This is a genomic window from Burkholderia sp. ABCPW 14 (assembly GCF_001523835.1).
Classification (GTDB): domain Bacteria; phylum Pseudomonadota; class Gammaproteobacteria; order Burkholderiales; family Burkholderiaceae; genus Burkholderia; species Burkholderia mayonis.
The window spans coordinates 116,471-137,412 of the sequence record NZ_LOVS01000111.1 but is presented as its reverse complement, the minus strand read 5'-3'; the positions used below and the strand labels follow the sequence as shown (position 1 = coordinate 137,412).

The following is a 20,942-nucleotide window of genomic DNA, read 5'->3' as shown; positions in this document are numbered from 1 at the left end:
CATGTTCGGTAAATTGACGCTTTCGGCAATCCCGTTCGATCAGCCGATCGTCATGGGCGCGGCCGCGCTCATGGCCCTCGTCGCGCTGTCGGTCGTCGGCACGCTGACCTACACGAATCGCTGGAAATGGCTGTGGACCGAGTGGCTCACGTCAGTCGACCACAAGAAGATCGGCGTGATGTATCTCGTCGTCGCGGTGCTGATGCTGCTGCGCGGCTTCGCGGACGCCGTGATGATGCGCCTGCAGCTTGCGTTCGCGTACAACGGCCCCGGCTATCTGCCGCCGCACCACTACGATCAGATCTTCACCGCGCACGGCGTCATCATGATCTTCTTCATGGCGATGGCGCTGCTCGTCGGGCTCTTCAACCTGATCGTGCCGCTGCAGATCGGCGCGCGCGATGTCGCGTTCCCGTTCCTCAACTCGCTGAGCTTCTGGATGACGGCCGTCGCCGCGCTGCTGATGAACGTCTCGCTGGTCGTCGGCGAATTCGCGCAGACGGGCTGGCTCGCGTATCCGCCGCTATCGGAATTGCAGTTCAGTCCGGGCGTCGGCGTCGACTACTACCTGTGGGCGCTGCAGATATCCGGCGTCGGCACGCTGATCACCGCGATCAACTTCTTCGTGACGATCATCCGGATGCGCGCGCCCGGCATGACGCTGATGAAAATGCCGGTGTTCACGTGGACCGCACTCTGCTCGAACGTCCTCATCATGGCGACGTTCCCGATCCTGACCGTCGCGCTCGCCCTCCTCGGCCTCGATCGCTATCTCGGCATGCACTTCTTCACGAACGACGCCGGCGGCAACGCGATGGTCTACCTGAACCTGATCTGGGCGTGGGGCCATCCGGAGGTGTATATCCTCGTGTTGCCCGCGTTCGGCATCTATTCGGAAGTGATCGCGACGTTCGCGAAGAAGCCCCTCTTCGGCTACAAGACGATGGTCTACGCATCGTGCGTGATCATGGTGCTCGCGTTCCTCGTGTGGCTGCACCACTTCTTCACGATGGGCTCGGGCGCGAACGTCAACGCGTTTTTCGGGATCATGACGATGGTCATCGCGATCCCGACCGGCGTGAAGATCTTCAACTGGCTGTTCACGATGTATCGCGGCCGCATCGAGTTCACCGCGCCCGTGCTGTGGACGATCGGCTTCATGGTGACGTTCACGCTCGGCGGGATGACGGGCGTGATGATGGCGATCCCCGGCGCGGACTTCGTGCTGCACAACAGCCTGTTCCTGATCGCGCACTTCCATAACGCGATCATCGGCGGTGTCGTGTTCGGCTATTTCGCGGGCTTCCATTACTGGTTCCCGAAGGCGTTCGGCTTCAAGCTCGACGAGAAGCTCGGCAAGCGCGCGTTCTGGTGCTGGTTCGTCGGCTTCTACGTGTCGTTCGTGCCGCTCTACGTACTCGGCTTCATGGGGATGACGCGGCGCCTGAACCATTACGACAATCCGGCATGGCATCCGTGGCTGATTGTCGCAGCATGCGGCGTCGCGCTGATCGCGATCGGCGTGCTGCATCAGGTCGCGCAGGTGTGGGTCGCGGTGCGCAACCGCAACCAGCCCGAATACCGCGATGCGACCGGCGATCCGTGGAACGGCCGCACGCTCGAATGGGCGACGACTTCGCCGCCGCCCGTCTACAACTTCGCGGTGATCCCGACCGTGCACGCGCTCGACGAATTCGCATACCGCAAGGAGCACGGCCTCGGTCTCGGCACCGGCAAGAAGATCGTCTATCAGGACATCCACATGCCGTCGAACACGAGTGCGGGCTTTATCATCGGCATGCTCAGCCTGATCCTCGGCTTCGCGCTCGTGTGGCACATCTGGTGGCTCGCGATCGCGGCGTTCGCCGGCATCGTCGCGACCGTGATCCTGTATAGCGCGCGCGATAACGACGGCTATTTCATTCCGGCCGAAACGGTCCGCAAGATCGAAGAAAAGCGCGGCGGCACGCGCATTCCGGCACGGCCGGCGCAAGTCGAACTGGAGGTCAATTGATGTCGCACAACACGATGATGCTCGACCACGCGGCATCGCACGATCATCCGCCGTCGCATTCGGTGTTCGGCTTCTGGCTGTACCTGATGACCGACTGCATCATTTTCGCGGCGCTGTTCGCCACGTTCGCGGTGCTCGGCAATCAGTTCGCGGGCGGCCCGACCGGCAAGGATCTGTTCGACATTCCCGGCGTCGCGCTCGAAACCGCCGCGCTGCTGCTCTCCAGCATCACGTACGGCTTCGCGATGATCGGCGCGCACAAGCGGCGGCGCGGCGCGGTGTTCGGCTGGCTCGCGGTGACGTTCGTGCTCGGCGCGGCCTTCCTCGCGATGGAGCTGCGCGAGTTCTCGCACCTGATCGCCGAAGGCGCGGGCCCGCAGCGCAGCGCGTTCCTGTCGTCGTTCTTCACGCTCGTCGGCACGCACGGGCTGCACGTGACGGCCGGCCTCGTATGGATGGTCGTGCTCGCGCTGCAGGCGCTGCGCCGCCCCGAGCTGACCGAGCGCGACGTGCGCCGGCTCACGTGCCTCAGCCTCTTCTGGCACTTCCTCGACATCGTCTGGATCTGCGTGTTTTCCTTTGTCTATCTTGCGAGCGTGATCTAAATGGCACATACGCATCATTCTCACGGCGATGAAGCGCACGGCACCGTGGGCGGCTACATCGCGGGCTTCGTGCTGTCGGTGCTGCTGACGGCCGCATCGTTCGGCCTCGTGATGGCCGGCGTGCTGCCGCCGCGCGAAGCGCTCGTGTCGCTCGCCGTGCTCGCGGGCGTGCAGATCGTCGTGCACCTCGTGTACTTCCTGCACATGAACACGTCGTCGAGCCAGCGCTGGAACGTGATGGCGTTCAGCTACACGGTGCTGACCGCGCTGATCCTGATCTTCGGCACGCTTTGGGTCATGCACAACGTCCACATGAACATGATGTCGCGATAGCCGTTTCCTTGCCTTTCGTCGATGCCGTCCCGCGCGGGACGGCATTGCCTTTGTCGTTGCCGGATCGTGTCGGGTCGCATGCGTTCGTGTCGGGTCGCATGCGTGCGTCGGCCGGACCGTTTGCCCGGCGTGAATGCGAAGTTGATTTCGCCGATGTTGCGCGAGCCGTTTCCGATTCGCTCGCCGAATCCTCCGCCGATGCGATCGCCGATCGCGCTCGCCGACGCGGTCAGGATCGCGATGCCGCGCGCGGCGGGCGTTCCGTCTGCGATCCGGCGACCGATATGCGCGCCGCCGCCCTCCTCCGCCCGTCGACGCCATTCGGTCGGCGCATCGCGGAGCGCGGGCGGCGGCGCTTCGATGTCTTTTCGTGGTGCCGATTTTATGAACGACTCTTTCACCCCGGTTCATGTCGACGATCCGATGCCGCACCGCAAGGTCATCCGCTCGTGGATCACGCCGTTCGGCCAGCGCGTGATCGCGCGCTCGATCGTGCTGCTCGTCGTCGACTACCTGCTGCTCTTCGCCGCGTTCGCGGGCGCGCTGCTCGCACCGTCGAGCATCGTGAAAATCGTCTGCGGCATGGCGGCCGGCTTCGTCACCGGACGCCTGTTCATCATCGGCCACGATGCGTGCCACCAGAGCCTCACGCCGAATCACCGGCTCAACCGCTGGCTCGGCCGCATCGCGTTCCTGCCGTCGCTGACGCCGTACAGCCTGTGGGAAGTCGGCCACAACGTCGTCCATCACGGCTATACGAACCTGAAAGGCTTCGACTTCGTATGGGCGCCGCATACGCCCGACGAGTTCGCCGCGCTGTCGCCGACGCGGCGCTTCCTCGATCGCCTCTATCGCAGCGGCTGGGCGCCCGGGCTCTACTATCTCGTCGAAATCTGGTGGCTGCGGATGTACTTTCCGACGAAGACCTATCTCGGCGCGTCGCGGCCCGTGTTCCGGCGCGACTGCCTGCTCGTCACGGGCTTCGCCGCGATCTGGATCGGCGCGGTCGTCTGGATTGCAGCGGCGACGCATCAATCGGCGCTCCTGCTGGTCGTCACGGGCGTCGTCGTTCCGTTCCTGTTCTGGTGCTCGATGTTCGGCTTCGTCGTCTACGTCCACCACACCGATCCGCGGATCTCGTGGCACGCGAACCGCACCGAGTGGTCGCGCACGGCGCCGTTCGTGTCGACGACGCTGCACCTGACGTTCCCGTTCGGCATCGGCGCACTGATGCATCACATCATGGAGCACACCGCTCACCACGTCGACATGAGCATCCCGCTGTACGGGCTGAAGGACGCACAGGCGAAGCTCGAAGCGATGCTGCCGGGGCGGATCGTCGTGCAGCGCTTCAGCTGGCGCTGGTATTTCGATACGGCGCGGCGCTGCAAGCTCTACGACATCGAGCGCAAGTGCTGGACCGACTATCTCGGCCGTCCGACGAGTGACGCGCATCTCCGCGCGGATGCGCCGATGGCGGACCAGCGTCCGATCGACGCGCCGCGCGACGCATGATGCGTGCCGCCGCGCGGCCGATCGCATCCCCGGCGCGTGCCGCGACGGAGAAGTATTCGCGGACGCAACAGCGTTGACCGGGCAAGCCGCGCGCGGAAACGAAACCGGCCGCTTGCGCGGCCGGTCGGATCGAGCATCGAGACGCGGCGGCGAGCCGCCCGTCGAATGCGTTACTTGAGCGTCACGGGCACGCTGAAGTACTTCTTCGCGAGGCCGTCGATCGTGCCGTCGGCCTTCAGCTCCTTCAGTGCCTGGTTGACCGCGGTCTTCAGCTGGGCGTCGTTCTTGCGCAGACCGAAGCCGACACCCGTGCCGAGGATCTCGGCATCGCTCACGTGGTCGCCCGCGAACGCGAAGCCCGCGCCTTGCGGCTTCGACAGGAAACCCTTCGCCCCCGCTTCCGAATCCTGGAACGTCGCGTCGAGACGGCCTGACTTCAGATCTTCATACGCGAGGTCCTGCGTCTGGTACGGCACGACTTCGACACCCGCCGGCGCCCAGCGCTTCTTCGCGTACGCCTCCTGGATCGTGCCCTGCAGCACGCCGATACGCTTGCCCTTCAGCGACGCGGTCGTCGGCAGCAGCCCGCTGCCCTTCTTCGCGATCAGCTGGTTCGGGATCGTGTAGATCGGGTCGGTGAAATCGATCGCCCTGCGACGCTGGTCGGTGATCGTCATGTCGGAGTTGATCGCGTCGAACTTGCGGGCCTGCAGCGCCGGAATCAGCCCGTCGAACGCATTCTCGACCCACACGCACTTCACCTTCAGCTTCGCGCACACGGCGTTGCCGATGTCGACATCGAAGCCCGCCAGCTTGCCATCCGGCATCTTGTATTCGAACGGCGCATACGACGCCTCGACGCCGAAGCGGATTTCCTTCAGGTCAGCGGCGAACGCGCCGCTCGTCGCAAAGGCTGCGGCCGCGGCGAGCGCGCAGGCGGCCGTCTTTTGCCACGTCAACTTCATCAGGGAGATCTCCTCGATACGATCAAATGGATTCAACACGCTACTCGTACCGGCGCATCTTCGCAGCGCCGGATCGTCCGGACAAATGCACGGAGCGCTCTTGATGCGGCGCAACAGCCGCAACCGCGCGATTGTACCGCCCCGTGCGGGCGCGCGCGGCCGAAACGGAGTGAACGGCGATCGTTGCGGCTCGCAACGCGTCAGCGCGCGAAAAGCGCAAGACCATGTCGCATCCGCGCACGTCGGTGCAAATACGCCGCCGTCGCCCATCGCGCATCCTCTCGGCAATTGCGCGCCCGCGTGCCGTCCGCGCGAGCCGGTGCTATTTTAACGATGCGCGCCGGCAGCTTCGGCGCGTCCCGGCCAATCGGCCCCCGGATCTTTCCAAAGGAGGCGTCAACCGATGAAGCTGTATTACTCACCCGGCGCATGCTCGCTCGCCGTGCGCATTGCGCTGACGGAAGGCGGCATTCCGTTCGAAGGCGTCAAGGTCGATCTGCAGAAGCACGAACTCGCGGACGGCAGCGATTATTACGCGATCTCGCCGCGCGGCTACGTGCCGCTCGTCGAATTCGACGACGGCTCGCGCCACACCGAAGCCGCCGCGCTGCTGCAGCGGATCGGCGATCTCGTGAACGCGGGCACGCTGATTCCCGTGCATGGCACCGCCGAGCGCTACGACACGATCGAATGGCTGTCCTTCGTCGCGACCGAGCTGCACAAGAGCTACGGATGGCTATGGCGCAAGGACACCGCCGATTCGACGCGGCAGGCATGCATCGCGCGGATCGACGCGCGCCTGAAGGACGTCGACGCGCATCTCGAAGGGCGCGATTATCTGATCGGCCGTTTCACGGTCGCCGACATCTATCTGTTTACGATCGTCAACTGGTCGAACTTCCTGCAGCTGCCGCTCGATGCGTATCCGCGCGTGCGCGCGTTCATGGAGCGCGTCGCCGCACGGCCGAAGGTGCGCGAAGCGCTCGTCGCCGAAGGGCTCGCGCAGTAGCCCTGCTCCACCGACGCACGCCGCGCGCGGCTCACGCGAGCGCGGCGTGCGTGTCGTCCGTCGTCTCGACGACGAGCAGCCCCGCCCGCAAGCCGGGCTTTACGGACGGATTTGGAAACACGATGCGCTCCTCCGCGCGAAGCACCGCATAGCGGTAGTCGCCGTCGCGCGCGAGCAGCGTGCCTTGCGCGAACGGCGTGAAGTTCGGCACGTCCCTCGCGACGAACAGCTCGAACGCGTCGCTTTGCTTCGTGATCTGGTCGACGACCGTGAACACGCGCGGCAGCGGCCCGCGCAGCGCGTCGCGGCGGCCGGACACAAGGCCGCGCACGGCCGCGTCGGCGCCCGCGAAACGCGCGAGATCGTTCTCGCCGAACGGCATCACCTTGCCGAGCTCGAGCGTGCACGCGAGCGCGCCGCAGGACGCTGCCGTGAAGTGCGAGAACGTGCTGCCCTTGGCCGTATGCAGCAGCACGGCCGCGATCCTTGCTTCGCCGAGCCACTCGAACATCGTGCGCGTCGGCGGCTCGCCCGTGTGCGGCAAGAGCGCGAACTGCTCGAACACCGATGCGCGGATCGCCGTATGCATGTCGATGTGCCAGCGCGCGCCGCGCGCGCGGCCCGCCGTCGAGAAGAAGCGCACTGCGGCCGCCTCCAGTATCGCGGCGCGCGGCGCCTCGCGACTTGTCGCGCGCGGCGCATGAAGGCCGCCGAACAGCCGGTTCAGATCGTCGTCGAGATAGCGCTCGCCCGCGCGCATCGCGCCCGGATTGCCGAGCGCGACAAGCAGCCGACAGCGCAACGGCAGCGCGCCGCGCGCGAGATCGCGCACGAGCATCGACAGCAGCTCGATCGGCGCCGTCTCGTCGCCGTGCACGCCCGCCGACACGAGCACGCTCTGCATCCGCAGCGCCGCGTCGGCCGGCTCGAGTTGCAGCAGGCCGTCGCCGAGCCAGCGCCAGCGCACCGCGCGCGCCGCGCATTCGCCCGCTTCCGTGCGCGGCGTGTCGCCCGCGAGCGTCAGCGCGAGGAAGTCGTCGAGCCAGACGGCGTCGCGGCCGCGATCAGCGCTGGAAATCATAGAGCGAGCCAAGGCCGAGGATCCGCGTCAATGCGTCGAGCGCGGTGCGCGATTCGTCGAGCAGCGCCGGATCGGCGAGATCCGCGGACGACAGCCGGTCGCGATAATGCTTGTCGATCCACGCGTCGAGCGACGCGAACAGCGTATCGTCGATCCACACGTTCGGCTTCACCGCCGCGCGCTCCGCGTCGCTCAGCACGACGCGCAGCCGCAGGCACGCGGGCCCGCCGCCGTTCTTCATGCTCTCGCGCAGATCGAACACGCGCACGTCGCGAATCGGCCCGCTGCCGGCGACGAGCGCGTCGAGATACGCGGACACGTTCGCGTTCTCGCGGCATTCCTGCGGCACGACGAGCATCTGCGCACCGTCTTCGCGCGCCAGCAGCTGGCTGTTGAACAGATACGAGCCGATCGCGTCGGCAACGCTCACCGCGCGATCCGGCACCTCGATCACGTTCAGCTTTGCACCGAGCGCGCCGAGCGATGCGCTCAGCGCATCGTAGATCGACTGCTTGTCGACGAACGCGCGCTCGTGGCAGAACAGCGTGTCGCGATTGCCGACCGCGATCACGTCGTTGTGGAACACGCCCGCGTCGATCACGTCCGGGCTCTGCTGCGCATAGATCGTCGCCTCTTCGCGCAGGCCGTGGCGATGCGCGACCGCGCGGCTCGCCTCGAACGTCTGGCGCGCCGGAAAGCGCGTCGGCTCCGGTCCGCGCCGGTATTCGGCGCGGCCGTACACGAAGAACTCGACGCCCGCCGCGCCGTACTCCGCGCAAAACCGCGTGTGGTTCGCCGCGCCTTCGTCGCCGAGCGCGGGCGTGCCGGGCAGCGCGTCGTGCACGGCAAAGCGCGACTCGTCCGCGAAGATCGCGGCGAGCGTGCGGCGCGTCGATTCGTGCTCGATCGCGCGATGCAGCTTGCTGCACAGGTTCGCCGGTGTGAAGTGCACGCGGCCGTCGCTCGTGTCCGCGGACGGGCTCACCGTCGCCGCGTTCGCGGTCCACATCGCGGACGCGGAGCTCGCGGCCGCGAGGATCTCGGGCGCCTGCCTCGCCGCCTTCGCGATCACGTCGGCGTCCTTGCCGGAAAAGCCGAGCTCGCGCAGCAGGCGCAGCGACGGCCGCTCCTGCGGCGGCAGCACGCCCTGCACGAAGCCGAGGTCCGCGAGCTGCTTCATCTTGCGCAGCCCCTGCTTCGCGGCCGCCTTCGGGTTCGCGTCGGACTTCTCGTTCGACAGCGACGCGACGTTGCCGAACGACAGCCCCGCGTAGTTATGGGTCGGGCCGACGAGCCCGTCGAAATTGGTTTCTTTAGCGTTCATCGTCGCATCCTGCTCAGAAATGAAGGCCCGGCGACAGGCTCGCGGGCATCTGCAATTGCGCGCTTTCGACCGACGCCATCGGGTACGCGCAGTAATCGGCCGCGTAGTACGCGCTCGGGCGATGATTGCCCGAGCGGCCCGCGCCGCCGAACGGCGCCGCCGACGACGCGCCGTTGGTCGGCCGGTTCCAGTTCACGATGCCGGCGCGAATCGCGCGGCGGAACGTGTCCCAGGCTTGGCCGTCGTCGGCGAGGAGCCCCGCCGACAGGCCGAACGCGGTGTCGTTCGCGCGCGCGATCGCGTCGTCGAGGCCGCGATAGCGGACGATCTGCGCGAGCGGGCCGAAGTGCTCCTCGTCGGGCAAATCGCGCACCTCGGTCACGTCGAGGATCGACGCGTTCACGAAGCCGAGCGCGGGATCGCGCTGCTTCATCTCGATGATCGGCACCGCGCCCAGCTCGACGAGCCGCGCCTGCGCGGCGACGAGACGCGCGGCCGCCCGCGCCGAGATCACCGCGCCCATGAACGGCTGCGGATCGGCGTCGTAGACGTCGGCCGTGATCTTCGACGTGACGTCCGCGAAGCGCGCGAGGAAGCGGTCGCCGAACGCGCCTTGCGGCACGAGGATGCGGCGCGCGCACGTGCAGCGCTGCCCCGCCGACAGGAACGCCGACTGGATCGCGTGATGGACGGCCGCGTCGACGTCCTCCACGTCGGCGACGACGAGCGGATTGTTGCCGCCCATCTCGAGCGCGAGCACGATCTCGGGCCGGCCGCCGAACTGCTTGTGCAGCAGCGTGCCCGTGTCCGAGCTGCCGGTGAAGAAAAGCCCGTCGATCTGCCGATGATTCGCGAGCGCGACGCCCGTGTCCTTCTCGCCCTGCACGAGGTTCAGCACGCCCGCGGGCAGCCCCGCGTCGCGCCAGATCTCGACGGTCGCGCGCGCGACGCCGGGCGCGAGCTCCGACGGCTTGAACACGACCGTGTTGCCTGCGATGAGCGCCGGCACGATGTGCCCGTTCGGCAAATGACCCGGGAAGTTGTACGGGCCGAACACCGCGACGACGCCGTGCGGACGGTGCCGCAGCACCGCGACGCCGTCGGCCATCGGCGCGCGCTTTTCGCCCGTGCGCTCGTGATAGGCGATGATCGAGATGTCGACCTTCGCCGCCATCGACGCGACCTCGGTGCGCGCTTCCCACAGCGGCTTGCCGGTTTCCCGGCCGATCATCGTCGCGAGCGCTTCGCGGCGCTCGACGAGCAGCGCCGCGAAGCGCTTGACGATCGCGCAGCGCGCGTCGAGATCCAGCGCCGACCAGCCGGCGAACGCGCGCCGCGCGCTGGCGACCGCGCGGTCGACGTCCGCGGCCGATGCGCTCGCGCCTTCCCACACGCGCCCGTTCGTGCCCGGGTTGCGCGACGAGAAGACGGGGCCCGCGCCGTCGACCCAGGCGCCGTCGATGAAGAGTTCAGTCATGTTCGTTATCCCTGTTTCGGTTTGAGCGGCAGCACGCGCACGAACTCGCCCTCGCTCACGCGCAGCGCGGCGGCATCGTCGGCCGACAGCGTGAACGCGCCGTTCTCGACGAGCCCCGGCGCGACGCCGACGCGGAAATCGGACAGCGACGTGTTCGACACGAGCAAGCGCGGCGCGTCGGCGCGCGCGGCGGGCGCGCCGATCTCGACCGGCACGACGACGCTCTCGCGCACCGTGCGCAGATCCGAGATGTGGCATTCGAGCACGGGGCCCGCGTCGAAGATGTCGACGTGGTTCTGATAGCGCAGCCCTTCCGCTTCGAGCATCTTGCGCGCGGGCAGCGTGTCGCGGTGCGTGACGCCGATGCAGTCCTGCGCGTCCTGCGGCAACAGGTCGACGTAGACCGGAAAGCGCGGCATCAGTTCCGCGAGAAACGACTTGCGGCCATGCGAGCTCAGGTAGTCCGCGGCGTTGAAATCGATCTGATAGAAGTGCGAACCAACCGCGCGCCAGAACGGCGACGTGCCGTCTTCGTCAAAGTGGCCGCGCAGCTCCGCACAGATGCGCTCGGGAAACCGTTCGCGAAACTGCGCGATGAACATGAAGCGCGAGCGCGACAACAGGCCGCCGAAGCCGCCCGTCCGGTAGCGCGGGCTCAGGAACAGCGAGCACACTTCCGCATAGCCCGTCAGGTCGTGCGAGATGTTCAGGAGCGACATCTTCGTCCACACGCCGAGATCCTGGCTCGCGTGGACGACCGTGCTCACGCGATAGTTGTAGAACGGCTGCGTGAGGCCCACTTCGGTCTCGATGCCGCACACGCCGGCGATGTCGCCCGATTGCGAATCTTCCATCACGAAGAAGTAGCCGGCCTCGGCGGGCGTCGCGCAATTCTCGAGCGTGCGCCGCGCGCGCTCGATCCGCGCGGCGAGCGCGTCGCGGTCCGGCTTGAACGTGGTGAGGCCCGGCCCCGTTTCCTGGGCGAGCGAGACGAGCGCATCCACGTCGCCCGTTTGAACGACCCGAACGACGATCATGCTGCGTCTCCTGGTTGGTCCGTCGGTTGGCCGTCGCGCTGATGCAGCGGCACGCAGCGCACCGTGTCGCCGTCGGCGACGCCGAGCGCCGCGCGCGCGTCGGCGGGCAGCGGCGCGTCGGCGCTGTCGGCGGGCAGGTCCGCGAGCACGCAGCGAAACGCGTCGCCGCGCCCGCTCGACAGCAGGTACGTCGTGTCGCCGTGCGCGCGCGCCGCCTCGCGCACCGTGCGCTGCGCGTTCTTCGTCACGCACGCGGTGCGGTCGACCTGCGCGGTCAGCACGGGGCCGGCGTCGAAGATGTCGACATAGCGGTCCGGCTCGAAGCCTTCCTCGAGATGGATGTCGTACGCGAGGAGCGCGTGTTCGTTCGGCTCGCCGAGCACGCGCTGCGCGGCTTCGGGCAGGAGCGGCACGTAGAGCGGATAGGTCGGCATCACTTCGGCGATGAACGTGCGGCTTCGGCCGCCCGATTCGATCTCGACCGCGGCGAAGTCGCGGCCGAAGAACTTGCGGCCGACCGCCTCCCAGAACGGCGACGCGCCCGTTTCGTCGGTGACGCCGAGCAGCAGCGAGAACACCTCGGTCGTGAAGCGACCGCGGTTCGCGGCGACGTACATCATCCGTGCGCGCGAGATCAGGTGCGCGGCGGCGTCGCCGCGCAGCGACGGATCGACGTAGAAGCCGGCGAGCCGGCTCTTGCCCGTCAATTCGTGCGACATCGTGAGCGCATGGATCTTGCGGTTCACGTGCAGCTCGCGCGACGCGTGGATCAGCGCGTCGTTGCGAAACGCGTAGAACGGCTCCGAGTAGCCGGCCGCGGCGACGATGCTCGCGGTGCCGAGCAGCTTGCCCGTCGCGCCGTCCTCGAGCACGAACAGATAGGACTCCTCGCCGGGGAAGTCGACTTCCGCGCGAAACGAGTCCTCGGAAAGCGCGACACGCGCTTCGAGCGCGGCGCGGTCGTGCGGCAGCGAATGCAGCACGGGTTGCGCGGTGCGCGCCATCTGCGCGAGCGCGTCGAGATCGGCGAGTCTGCCGGGGCGTACGAAGAGCATCGTCGTTCCTGTCTACGTCAGTGATACGGGCGGCTTAGCGCGAGGCCGATTCGGCTTGCGCGGCGAGCACTTGCTCGACCGCCTTCTCGAAACGCGCGAGACCTTCGTCGAGCACGTCGAGCGGAATCACGAGCGACGGCGCAAAGCGCAGCACGTTCGGGCCCGCGATCAGCATGATGACGCCGTGCTCGGCCGCGGCCGACACGAAGTCCTTCGCGCGGCCGTCGAGCGCGTCGACGAGCTCGACGCCGATCAGGAGGCCCTTGCCGCGGACTTCCTTGAAGAGCTTGAAACGTGCATTGATCTTGTCGAGCGTGGCCTTCAGCCGCTCGCTGCGTTCGTTGACGCCCTCGAGAAGCGCGGGATCGCTGACGAGCTCGACGACCTTCTCGGCGATCGCCGACGCGAGCGGATTGCCGCCGTACGTGGTGCCGTGCACGCCGACCTTGAAGTGCGCGGCGAGTGCTTTCGTGGTGAGCATCGCGCCGATCGGGAAGCCGTTGCCGAGCGCCTTCGCGGTCGTCAGGATGTCGGGCGTGACGCCCGTGTCCATGTACGCGTAGAAGTGGCCGGTGCGGCCGACGCCCGTCTGCACCTCGTCGAAGATGAGGAGTGCGTCGTGCGCGTCGCACGCTTCGCGCAGCGCCTTCAGGAATGCGGGATCGGCGGGAATGACGCCGCCCTCGCCCTGGATCGGCTCGACGATCACGGCGCAGGTCTTCGGGCCGATTGCGGCCTTGGCGGCGGCGATGTCGTTGAACGGCAGATGCCGGATGCCGGCGGGCACGGGGCCGAAGCCTTCGGAGTACTTCGGTTGTCCGCCGACGCTGACCGTGAAGAACGTGCGGCCGTGGAACGACTGGAGGAACGATACGATCTCGCACTTGTCGGCGCCGTGCCGTTCGAACGCGACGCGGCGCGCGAGCTTGAGGGCGGCCTCGTTCGCTTCGGCGCCGGAGTTCGCGAAGAATGCGCGATCGGCGAACGTGAGCGATTCGAGGCGCTGCGCGAGGCGCAGGACAGGCTCGTTCGTGTAGCCGTTGCCGATGTGCCAGAGCTTGCGGCTTTGCTCGTCGAGCACCTTGAGGAGCTCCGGATGACCGTGGCCGAGCGCGGTGACGGCGATGCCGCCCGCGAAGTCGATGTAATCGCGGCCTTCCGTGTCCCACACACGCGAGCCTTCGCCGCGATCGGGCACGAACGGCGCGGGGGCGAACACCGGCACCATCACTTCATCGAAAGTCTGACGGGACACGTTCGGGCTCTTCATGACGATTCCTTTCGTTTCGTAAGAGGTAACAGATTCAAGTTTAGGCAACGTCGCGCGAGGCGTCTTGCGGAATTGCGACGGGATTTATCGGGTTGGAAGGGGGCTTTGTGCCCTTTCCGGTGGGGACGGTTTTTTGTCGGTTGTTTCGGGTGTGTCATGAATGACCACCAGAACGACACAAGCCACCAAACAAAGAAAGCGCCCCCGAGGACCGCTCAGTCCTCAACAGAAGGCCGCTCGACCAAAGCCCCCGCCCGAGGCGGCTCGGCGCCCCCTTTCCCGTGCTGCCTCTCGAGCCACGCTCGCCGATCCTCGCGCGGCGTGACGCCGAACCGCTCCCGATAAGCATTCGAAAAATGCGCGGCCGAAGAAAACCCGCAAGCGAGACTCACCTGCACGACGGACTTGCTCGTGCGCTGCAACTGCGTGCGCGCCTTCAGCAACCGCAAATTGAGGTAATACTTCGACGGCATCGCGCCGAGATACTGTCTGAAGAGTCGCTCGAGCTGCCGCCTCGACACGCCGACGAACCCCGCGATCTCGTCCGTCGTCAGCGGATCCTCGATGTTCGCCTCCATCAGCAACAGCGCATCGTTCAGCCGCGGGTGCCGCTCGCCCGGCGCCGTCACGAACGGAATCCGCTGCCGCTCCTCGCCGCTCCGAAGCGGCCCCGTGCCGAGCGCGTCCGCAATCCGCTCCGCCAGTTCCGGCCCGTGGTCGCGGCCGATCATCGCGAGCATGAAGTCGGCGGTTGCCTGGCCGCCCGCGCACGTCGCGCGATCGCGGTCGATTTCGAAGATCTGCTGCGTGACGATCGAGCGCTCGAACTGCTCGGCGAACTGCTGGTACGTCTCCCAGTTCACGCTCACCCGGTAGCCCGACAGTTGCCCCGCCATCGCGAGCCACCACACGCCGTGGTGGATGCCCGTCACGACCGGCGTGCGCTGGCCGACACGCGACAGGCTCGCGAGAAAAAGCCGGTAGTCGGCGAACTGCTGGAACCGCTCGCTGACGACGATCAGCCAGTCGCACACGATCGCATCGTTGAACGCGGCGTCCGCGTGCCATTGCGCGCCGCCCGCGAGCGGCACCGCACGGCCGTCCCACGAGCACACCTGCCAGCGGTACAACAGGCGCCCGTCGATCTCGTTCGCGAGGTTCAGCGCGTCGACGATCGGACCCACGCCGGACATCGACACGGGCGGCAACGCGACGATCGCCACCTGTATCGTGCGGGCGGGACTGACTGGACGATTCACGGACGTCACGACCTGCCGCGTCGGCCGTTACTTGAGGCTGCCGGACAGAAACTGCTTCAGGCGCTCGCTCTTCGTGCCGCCGAACACGTCGGCCGGCGCGCCTTCCTCTTCGACGCGCCCCTGGTGCAGGAACATCACGTGGTTCGACACGTTGCGCGCGAAGCCCATCTCGTGCGTGACGACGATCATCGTCCGACCTTCTTCGGCCAGCTTCTGCATCACCTTCAGCACTTCGCCGACAAGCTCGGGGTCGAGCGCCGACGTCGGCTCGTCGAACAGCATCACGTCCGGATGCATCGCCAGCGCCCGCGCGATCGCGACCCGCTGCTGCTGGCCGCCCGACAGGTGCGACGGATACTGCTTCTCGACGCGCGGCGCCAGCCCCACTTTCTCGAGGTATTCGCGCGCGCGCTCCTCGGCTTCGCGTTTCGGCATGCCGAGCACGTGCACGGGCGCTTCCATCACGTTCTCGAGCACGTTCATGTGCGCCCACAGATTGAAGTGCTGGAACACCATCGCGAGCTTCGTGCGGATCCGCTGCAACTGCTTGTGATCGGCGACTTCGAGATTGCCCGCGCGATCGGCCTTCGTGCGCACCGTCTCGCCGTCGACGACGATCTGCCCCGCGTTCGGCCGCTCGAGGAAGTTGATGCAGCGCAGGAACGTGCTCTTGCCCGAGCCGCTCGCGCCGATGATGCTGATGACGTCACCCGCCTTCGCGTTCAGCGACACGCCCTTCAGCACCTCGTTGTCGCCGTAGCGCTTGTGGATGTCCCGCGCCTCGAGCTTGCACGCGGCGTTCGTGGTCGTGGTCTCTGCCAACTGGCTCTCCCTGGAGTGAAATCAATGACGGCCAGCCGCGAGATACGCGAGCCAGTGGCGCTCCGCCCGGCGAAACGCCGCGACGAGTGCGAACGATACCGCAAGATAGATCAGCGCGGCGATTCCGAACGACTGGAACGCCATGTACGTCGCCGAATTCGCGTCGCGCGCGACTTTCAGGATGTCGGGCACCGTGGCCGTAAACGCGACCGTCGTCGCGTGCAGCATCAGGATCACCTCGTTGCTGTAAAGCGGCAAGGCGCGGCGCAGCGAAGACGGCAGGATCACCCGGCGGTACATCGTGAACGGGCTCATCCCGTACGCGCGCGCCGCCTCGACTTCGCCGTGCGGAATCGCGCGGATCGCGCCCGCGAAGATCTCGGTCGTGTACGCGCAGGTATTGAGCGCGAACGCGAGGATCGCGCAGTTGAAGCCGCTTCGGAAGAACGCGTCGAGGAACGCATGATCGCGAACGAACGCGAGGCTGTACATCCCCGTGTAGATGAGGAGCAATTGCACGTAGAGCGGCGTGCCGCGGAACACGTACGTGTAGAAGCGCACGGGCGTCGACAGCCAGCGATTCTTCGACACCCGCGCGACCGCGAGCGGCACCGCGCAGACAAAGCCGATCGCGAGCGACGCGACGAGCAGCCACAGCGTGACGGCGAGCCCCGACATGCGCTGGCCGTCCCAGTAGAAGAACGCGCGCCCGAATTCCTGGAGAATCTCGATCATAGTTCCGCGTGCCTCACGCCGATGGAATAACGCTTCTCGAGCTGCTTGAGCACGAGATTGGAGACCGTCGTGATCGCGAGATAAATGAGCGCCGCGACGAGGATGAAGAAGAACATGTTGAACGTGCTCTTGCCCGCGTCCTGCGCGGCTTTCACGACGTCGGCCAAGCCGATGATCGACACGAGCGCCGTGGCCTTCACGAGCACCTGCCAGTTGTTGCCGATGCCGGGCAGCGCGAAGCGCATCATCTGAGGAAACATGATCCTCGCGAACACGCGCATCCCGCTCATGCCGTACGCGCTGCCCGCTTCGAGCTGGCCGCGCGGCACCGACAGAAACGCGCCGCGGAACGTCTCGGTGAAATACGCGCCGTAGATGAAGCCGAGCGTCAGCACACCCGCGACGAACGGATCGATGTCGATCTGATCCCAGCTCATCAGGTCGGTGAACTGATTGAGCCAGATCTGGATGCTGTAGAAGAGCAGCAGCATCAGCACGAGATCGGGCACCGAGCGGATGAGCGTCGTGTAGCCCGTCGCGATCGCGCGCAGCACACGATTGTGCGAGAGCTTCGCCACCGCGCCGATGAGGCCGAGCGCGATCGCGGCCGCGAGCGAGAGCACCGACAGCTCGATCGTCTGCACCGTGCCGGCCCAGATGAGCGGACCAAAGCCGTATAGGAACACGCTTGTCTCCGTGATCGTGATGGGAATGGCGCACGGACGGCTGCGCCGGTTTGACGCGGATAGTCGCAAGCGAAAAAAAACGGCTCAAATGGCGGTCGCGCGGAATGCTGCGTTGCAATATCGTGCCGGCGGCGGCGCGGGGCGCGCGCACAGCACTGTTTTAGCGGGGTAAACGTCGGTTCCGGACGTTGCCGGCTGCGGGCCGTGCGCCGCTTTTTTGCAAGTTTCGAGTCGCTTTTGCGATAGAGACGATGGGCGGCCGGCAAGCGGCGGCAGCGGGCGGTTCGCGGCGGCGCACGATGGCGGGAAATGGCCGGGAACAGCTTCGGCAGTCGGTAGCCGCGTCGCGCGGCCGTAGGTAAGGCACGCTGTGCGAAGACCAAACGGAAAGATGGACGGCCGGCTCGCGTCTACAAGCGCCTGCAAGCGTTTGCAAGCACCGGCAGGCCAATGGCAGGCTGATTGCGAGCGCCGGCGAATAACGGCGGGGGCCGGCAGGCGTTCGAGAACACTTGTGAGCATCGGCGACGGGCAGCAATCTTCGCGCGTCAGCCGCTGATCGTTGCACGGGGCCGAATCGGTGAGACGTGGCAAGCGCTTGAGCGCGCGTACGCCGCAATCCTGCCATCACCGCCTTCTACCAGCGCTTGATCACCAGCGGCAAACTGCCCAAGGTCGCTCTGGTCGCCTGCATGCGCAAGCTCCTGACCATGCTCAATGCCATGGTCCGATCCAACACCCCTTGCGACAATTCCCTTCATCGCACTTGACTGGCATACGGTTACTCATTGGCCCTTCAGGATGTCCGAGCGCGACGTCGTATAGACGATCCCGTCCGGCCCGAAATGAACGTTGAAAAACGCATCCTGATTGACGCCGTCCTCGAGCCAGCGCCAGCTCCACACCGTCTCCGGCTTGAGCGGATAGCGCGCGACCTCGGTCGGCTTGCCGAGCAGCCGCCGCACCTCGTCCTCCGTCATGCCCGGCCGGATCTTCGCGAAGGTCGCGGCCGTCAGCACCTGCGTCGCCGCGGTGAAGCGGCCGTTCGCGTCGATATCGACCATGTAGGTCTCGTTGCCCATCGGGCCGCGCGGATATTCGAGCCGCTTCGAGCCGTCCGTGTAGACCCGCTCGGTCTCGGGACGCCCCATCTGGCTGCGGATCTCGGCCTCGGTCGTCACGCCGGGCGTGAGTCCCTTGAGGAACAGCGGCGCGGGTTTGATCGCGTTGAAGAAATCCTTGAATCGCTGCACGGTCTGCTCGCTTTGCTGATCGTCGCAGCCGGCAAGCGCGAGCACCGCGCCAAGCAAAGCGACGGGAAGGACACGGAATCGGAACATCGTCATCGGGAAACGGCGCGGCTTGCGCGCATCATCGAACACGCGCGCAAGCATACCGCACCGCGATCGTCGTGCGCCGAAGCGGGACTCGACGCAGCGCTCGAAGCATGCGCGCCGTATCGCCGCGTCGTGCAGCGAGCGCTTGGTGCGCAACGGCCCGCGGTCGGCCCGGAACCGGGCCGCGAAGGGAAGAAAATCGGAATGGCCCCGGCCGCGTGGCCGGGCTACCGCCGGCCGAACCGCCGGGCGGGCACATGGTCGACGCCTTTGAGCCTTTGAGCCTTTGAGCCTTTGAGCCTTTGAGCCTTTGAGCCTTTGAGCCTTTGAGCCTTTGAGCCTTTGAGCCTTTGAGCCTTTGAGCCTTTGAGCCTTTGAGCCTTTGAGCTTTTGAGCTTTTGAGCTTTTGAGCCGCGAAATCAACGGATCAATGGATCAGCGAGTCAACATTCTGAAATAAAAGCGCCCCGCCGCCCAACTGCGCCGTCACGGCAACGACTCGACCTCGCACTCCCGCTGCGCAACGGCGGCCGCCCCGCGGGCCGCGCGCCGCGCGTGGCTGCGAATCCGCCGCCGCGTGCGCGACAACTCGACGAGCTGCCACGAGCCGAGCGCGAACGCACCGAACAGCAACTCGCGCACGCGCTTGACGAGCGCGAGCGACAGCGCCATCTCGCGGTCGACGCCGAACATCTGCGCGAGCAGCACCACGGTCGCCTCCTGGACGCCCAGGCCCCCCGGCACCATGAACGCCGCGTGGCGCACCGCTTGCGTCATCGCCTCGATCGCGACCGCGCCGCCGATCGACACCGGATGGCCGAGCAGCGCGAGCGCCCAGTAGATCTCCAGCGCGCCGACGACATAGCCCGCCAGTTGCCAGAAGAACGCGCGGAACAGCAGGCCCGCGCGCGACATCAACGCGTCGATGTCGGCATCGAGGCGCTTGCCGTCGACGCCTTGCAGCAGCCGGTGGGAATCGCCGAGCAGCCGGCTCGCGAAGCGCTCGATCGCGTGGAAGACGCCGCCGCGGCGCATCAGCACGAACGCGAGCACCGGCATCGGCAGCGACAGCACGAGCGCGACGCCGATCGTCCTCGCGCCGACGCTCTCCTGCGTCGCGATCAGGAGCAGCACGAGGCCGAGCGCGGCGAACGCGTACTGGACGGCGATTGTCACGAGCACCTCGACGATCACCGACGCCGTCACGCGGCTCGCGTCGGGCACGCGCCAGCGCGCGAGCCGGATGCCGACGATCTCGCCGCCGACGCCGACGACGGGCAGCAGCCGGTTCACCGCCTCGCGCACGGTCGCGATCCACCACAGGAACGGCAGCGACGCGCGCTTGTCGAGCAGCAGGCGCCACGCGTGCGCGTCGAGCAAGAGCGGCAGCCCGTGGAACGGCACGAGCCACAACAGCGCGAAACCGGCCTGGCCGATCACGCGAACGACATCGCCGACACCCTCGTGCACGACGAGCGCGAGCAGGATCGCGATCCCGAGCGGCCAGCCGAGCCATTTGATCCAGCGGGTCATGACGGCTGCGCTCCGGTGATCCGCGCGCCGCGCGGCATGCGCGCACGCGCGCCGCCGCCGAACACGTCGGCGAAGCCGCCGCATGCGACGCCCGCCGCCTCCACCGCGGCCGCGACGCGCGGCGACAGCAGCGCGGCGAGCTCGTCGGCCGGCCGGTAGTCGCGCATCGAAGGCGTGATCGGCGCGTCGCCCGCCTCCGCCGGATGGCAGTAGATTTCGCCGACGCCCGGCGGCAGCTTTGCGAGCGCGTCGAGCAGCACGGCTTCGTCCATCGCGCCCGTGCGCTCGATGCCGACCACGTAATCGTTGTGCGCGATCCCCGCGCGGTCGAGCCGCGCGCGCACGAGCCCGATCCACGGCTTGAGCCAGAACGGCGTCGACGGCTCGTACGGCAGCCGCACCGCGCGCAGCCCGAATTCGCGGCCGATGTCGATGATCATCGACAGCACGGTCGGATGCAGGTGGAAATGCTTGTGCGTGTTCACGTGATCGAGCGTGAGCCCGGTCGCCGCGAACGCCTCGAACTGCGCACGGATCTCGCGGCGCAGTTGCGCACGCACGTGCGGCAGGAAGAAGAAGCGGCAGCCGTCCTTCGCCATCGCGTCGCGAAAACGGCCGTCGGGACCGACGAGCGCCGGGATGTCGCTTGCGGGCAGCGTCGCGGGCCCGTCGGCGAGCACGACGTGCAAGCCGACCGCGAGCGACGGCAGGCGCTTGGCGCGCTTGAGCGCATCACGCGCGGCGGACGCGCCGACCATCAGGCTCGCGGCCGCGAGCACACCGTCGCGGTGCGCACGCTCGACGGCCGCATTGACTCGCGGATGCAGGCCGAAGTCGTCCGCCGTGAAGATCAGCGCGCGCGGCGCCGCGTCGGAACCCGCCACC

General features: G+C 67.1%; 19 protein-coding genes and 1 pseudogene. 6 read left to right on the top strand and 14 right to left on the bottom strand.

Going from position 1 to position 20,942, the window contains the following annotated elements:
* Nucleotide 1 precedes the first annotated feature (1 nt).
* From cyoB to WS62_RS17095, 4 genes are all read left to right on the top strand, one after another.
* Nucleotides 2-2,014, top strand: a complete 2,013-nt coding sequence (gene cyoB / locus WS62_RS17110; protein ID WP_066572918.1) for a cytochrome o ubiquinol oxidase subunit I — start codon at nt 2-4, stop codon at nt 2,012-2,014.
* Nucleotides 2,014-2,619: a cytochrome o ubiquinol oxidase subunit III gene (cyoC, locus tag WS62_RS17105; RefSeq protein ID WP_066572916.1), complete on the top strand. Its 606-nt coding sequence runs from the start codon at nt 2,014-2,016 to the stop codon at nt 2,617-2,619. Before cyoB ends, cyoC begins: the two co-directional genes overlap by 1 nt.
* Nucleotides 2,620-2,952 (top strand): cytochrome o ubiquinol oxidase subunit IV, encoded by a 333-nt coding sequence (gene cyoD, locus WS62_RS17100; RefSeq protein WP_066485587.1) that lies wholly within the window; start codon nt 2,620-2,622, stop codon nt 2,950-2,952. It abuts the gene before it with no gap.
* Between the two features lie 384 nt (nt 2,953-3,336).
* Nucleotides 3,337-4,467 (top strand): fatty acid desaturase, encoded by a 1,131-nt coding sequence (locus WS62_RS17095; RefSeq protein ID WP_156441021.1) that lies wholly within the window; start codon nt 3,337-3,339, stop codon nt 4,465-4,467.
* 170 nt (nt 4,468-4,637) lie between these two features.
* On the opposite strand, the gene WS62_RS17090 is transcribed toward WS62_RS17095, so the two are convergent.
* Nucleotides 4,638-5,432 carry an ABC transporter substrate-binding protein gene (locus tag WS62_RS17090; RefSeq protein WP_066485572.1) on the bottom strand — a complete coding sequence of 265 codons (795 nt, stop codon included), beginning with the start codon at nt 5,430-5,432 and terminating at the stop codon, nt 4,638-4,640.
* A 403-nt stretch (nt 5,433-5,835) separates the two neighbouring features.
* Here WS62_RS17090 and gstA point away from each other — a divergent pair, with 403 nt between their 5' ends.
* Nucleotides 5,836-6,441 carry a glutathione transferase GstA gene (gstA, locus tag WS62_RS17080; protein ID WP_066572914.1) on the top strand — a complete coding sequence of 202 codons (606 nt, stop codon included), beginning with the start codon at nt 5,836-5,838 and terminating at the stop codon, nt 6,439-6,441.
* 31 nt (nt 6,442-6,472) lie between these two features.
* Here gstA and astE read toward each other — a convergent pair whose 3' ends face one another.
* The 10 genes from astE to WS62_RS17030 form a co-directional block, all read right to left on the bottom strand.
* Entirely contained in the window at nt 6,473-7,522 is a 1,050-nt protein-coding gene (gene astE / locus WS62_RS17075; protein WP_066572911.1) for a succinylglutamate desuccinylase, read from the bottom strand.
* Nucleotides 7,506-8,846, bottom strand: a complete 1,341-nt coding sequence (gene astB / locus WS62_RS17070) for an N-succinylarginine dihydrolase (RefSeq protein ID WP_066572907.1) — start codon at nt 8,844-8,846, stop codon at nt 7,506-7,508. Before astB ends, astE begins: the two co-directional genes overlap by 17 nt.
* A gap of 13 nt (nt 8,847-8,859) precedes the next feature.
* Nucleotides 8,860-10,323 carry a succinylglutamate-semialdehyde dehydrogenase gene (gene astD / locus WS62_RS17065; RefSeq protein ID WP_066572905.1) on the bottom strand — a complete coding sequence of 488 codons (1,464 nt, stop codon included), beginning with the start codon at nt 10,321-10,323 and terminating at the stop codon, nt 8,860-8,862.
* A 5-nt stretch (nt 10,324-10,328) separates the two neighbouring features.
* On the bottom strand, nt 10,329-11,360 hold the full coding sequence (gene astA / locus WS62_RS17060) for an arginine N-succinyltransferase (RefSeq protein WP_066572904.1): 1,032 nt from the start codon (nt 11,358-11,360) through the stop codon (nt 10,329-10,331).
* Nucleotides 11,357-12,415: an arginine/ornithine succinyltransferase subunit alpha gene (gene aruF / locus WS62_RS17055; protein ID WP_066572901.1), complete on the bottom strand. Its 1,059-nt coding sequence runs from the start codon at nt 12,413-12,415 to the stop codon at nt 11,357-11,359. Before aruF ends, astA begins: the two co-directional genes overlap by 4 nt.
* 34 nt (nt 12,416-12,449) lie before the next feature.
* A complete protein-coding gene (locus WS62_RS17050) occupies nt 12,450-13,685 on the bottom strand; it encodes an aspartate aminotransferase family protein (RefSeq protein ID WP_066572898.1) in 1,236 nt (411 codons plus the stop codon).
* A gap of 215 nt (nt 13,686-13,900) precedes the next feature.
* Nucleotides 13,901-14,944: a GlxA family transcriptional regulator gene (locus tag WS62_RS17045; RefSeq protein ID WP_197422859.1), complete on the bottom strand. Its 1,044-nt coding sequence runs from the start codon at nt 14,942-14,944 to the stop codon at nt 13,901-13,903.
* Between the two features lie 27 nt (nt 14,945-14,971).
* Nucleotides 14,972-15,766 carry an ABC transporter ATP-binding protein gene (locus tag WS62_RS17040; RefSeq protein WP_066572892.1) on the bottom strand — a complete coding sequence of 265 codons (795 nt, stop codon included), beginning with the start codon at nt 15,764-15,766 and terminating at the stop codon, nt 14,972-14,974.
* A 21-nt stretch (nt 15,767-15,787) separates the two neighbouring features.
* The gene (locus tag WS62_RS17035; protein ID WP_066485545.1) at nt 15,788-16,501 is read right to left on the bottom strand and encodes an ABC transporter permease; all 714 of its coding nucleotides are present in this window, start codon (nt 16,499-16,501) and stop codon (nt 15,788-15,790) included.
* Nucleotides 16,498-17,187, bottom strand: a complete 690-nt coding sequence (locus tag WS62_RS17030) for an ABC transporter permease (protein ID WP_010105239.1) — start codon at nt 17,185-17,187, stop codon at nt 16,498-16,500. The genes WS62_RS17035 and WS62_RS17030 overlap by 4 nt, the downstream gene beginning before the upstream one ends.
* A 611-nt stretch (nt 17,188-17,798) precedes the next feature.
* On the opposite strand from WS62_RS17030, the pseudogene WS62_RS36550 reads away from it, so the two are divergent.
* A pseudogene (locus tag WS62_RS36550) lies at nt 17,799-17,957 on the top strand (IS110 family transposase); the annotation flags it as partial.
* A gap of 15 nt (nt 17,958-17,972) precedes the next feature.
* On the opposite strand, the gene bamE reads toward WS62_RS36550, so the two are convergent.
* The 3 genes from bamE to hpnK all read right to left on the bottom strand — a co-directional run bounded on the left by bamE (nt 17,973) and on the right by hpnK (nt 20,941).
* A complete protein-coding gene (bamE, locus tag WS62_RS17025) occupies nt 17,973-18,533 on the bottom strand; it encodes an outer membrane protein assembly factor BamE domain-containing protein (RefSeq protein WP_066573042.1) in 561 nt (186 codons plus the stop codon).
* Between the two features lie 477 nt (nt 18,534-19,010).
* A complete protein-coding gene (locus WS62_RS17020; RefSeq protein WP_066572889.1) occupies nt 19,011-20,057 on the bottom strand; it encodes an HpnL family protein in 1,047 nt (348 codons plus the stop codon).
* Nucleotides 20,054-20,941, bottom strand: a complete 888-nt coding sequence (gene hpnK / locus WS62_RS17015; RefSeq protein ID WP_066572888.1) for a hopanoid biosynthesis-associated protein HpnK — start codon at nt 20,939-20,941, stop codon at nt 20,054-20,056. The genes WS62_RS17020 and hpnK overlap by 4 nt, the downstream gene beginning before the upstream one ends.
* Nucleotide 20,942 lies beyond the last annotated feature (1 nt).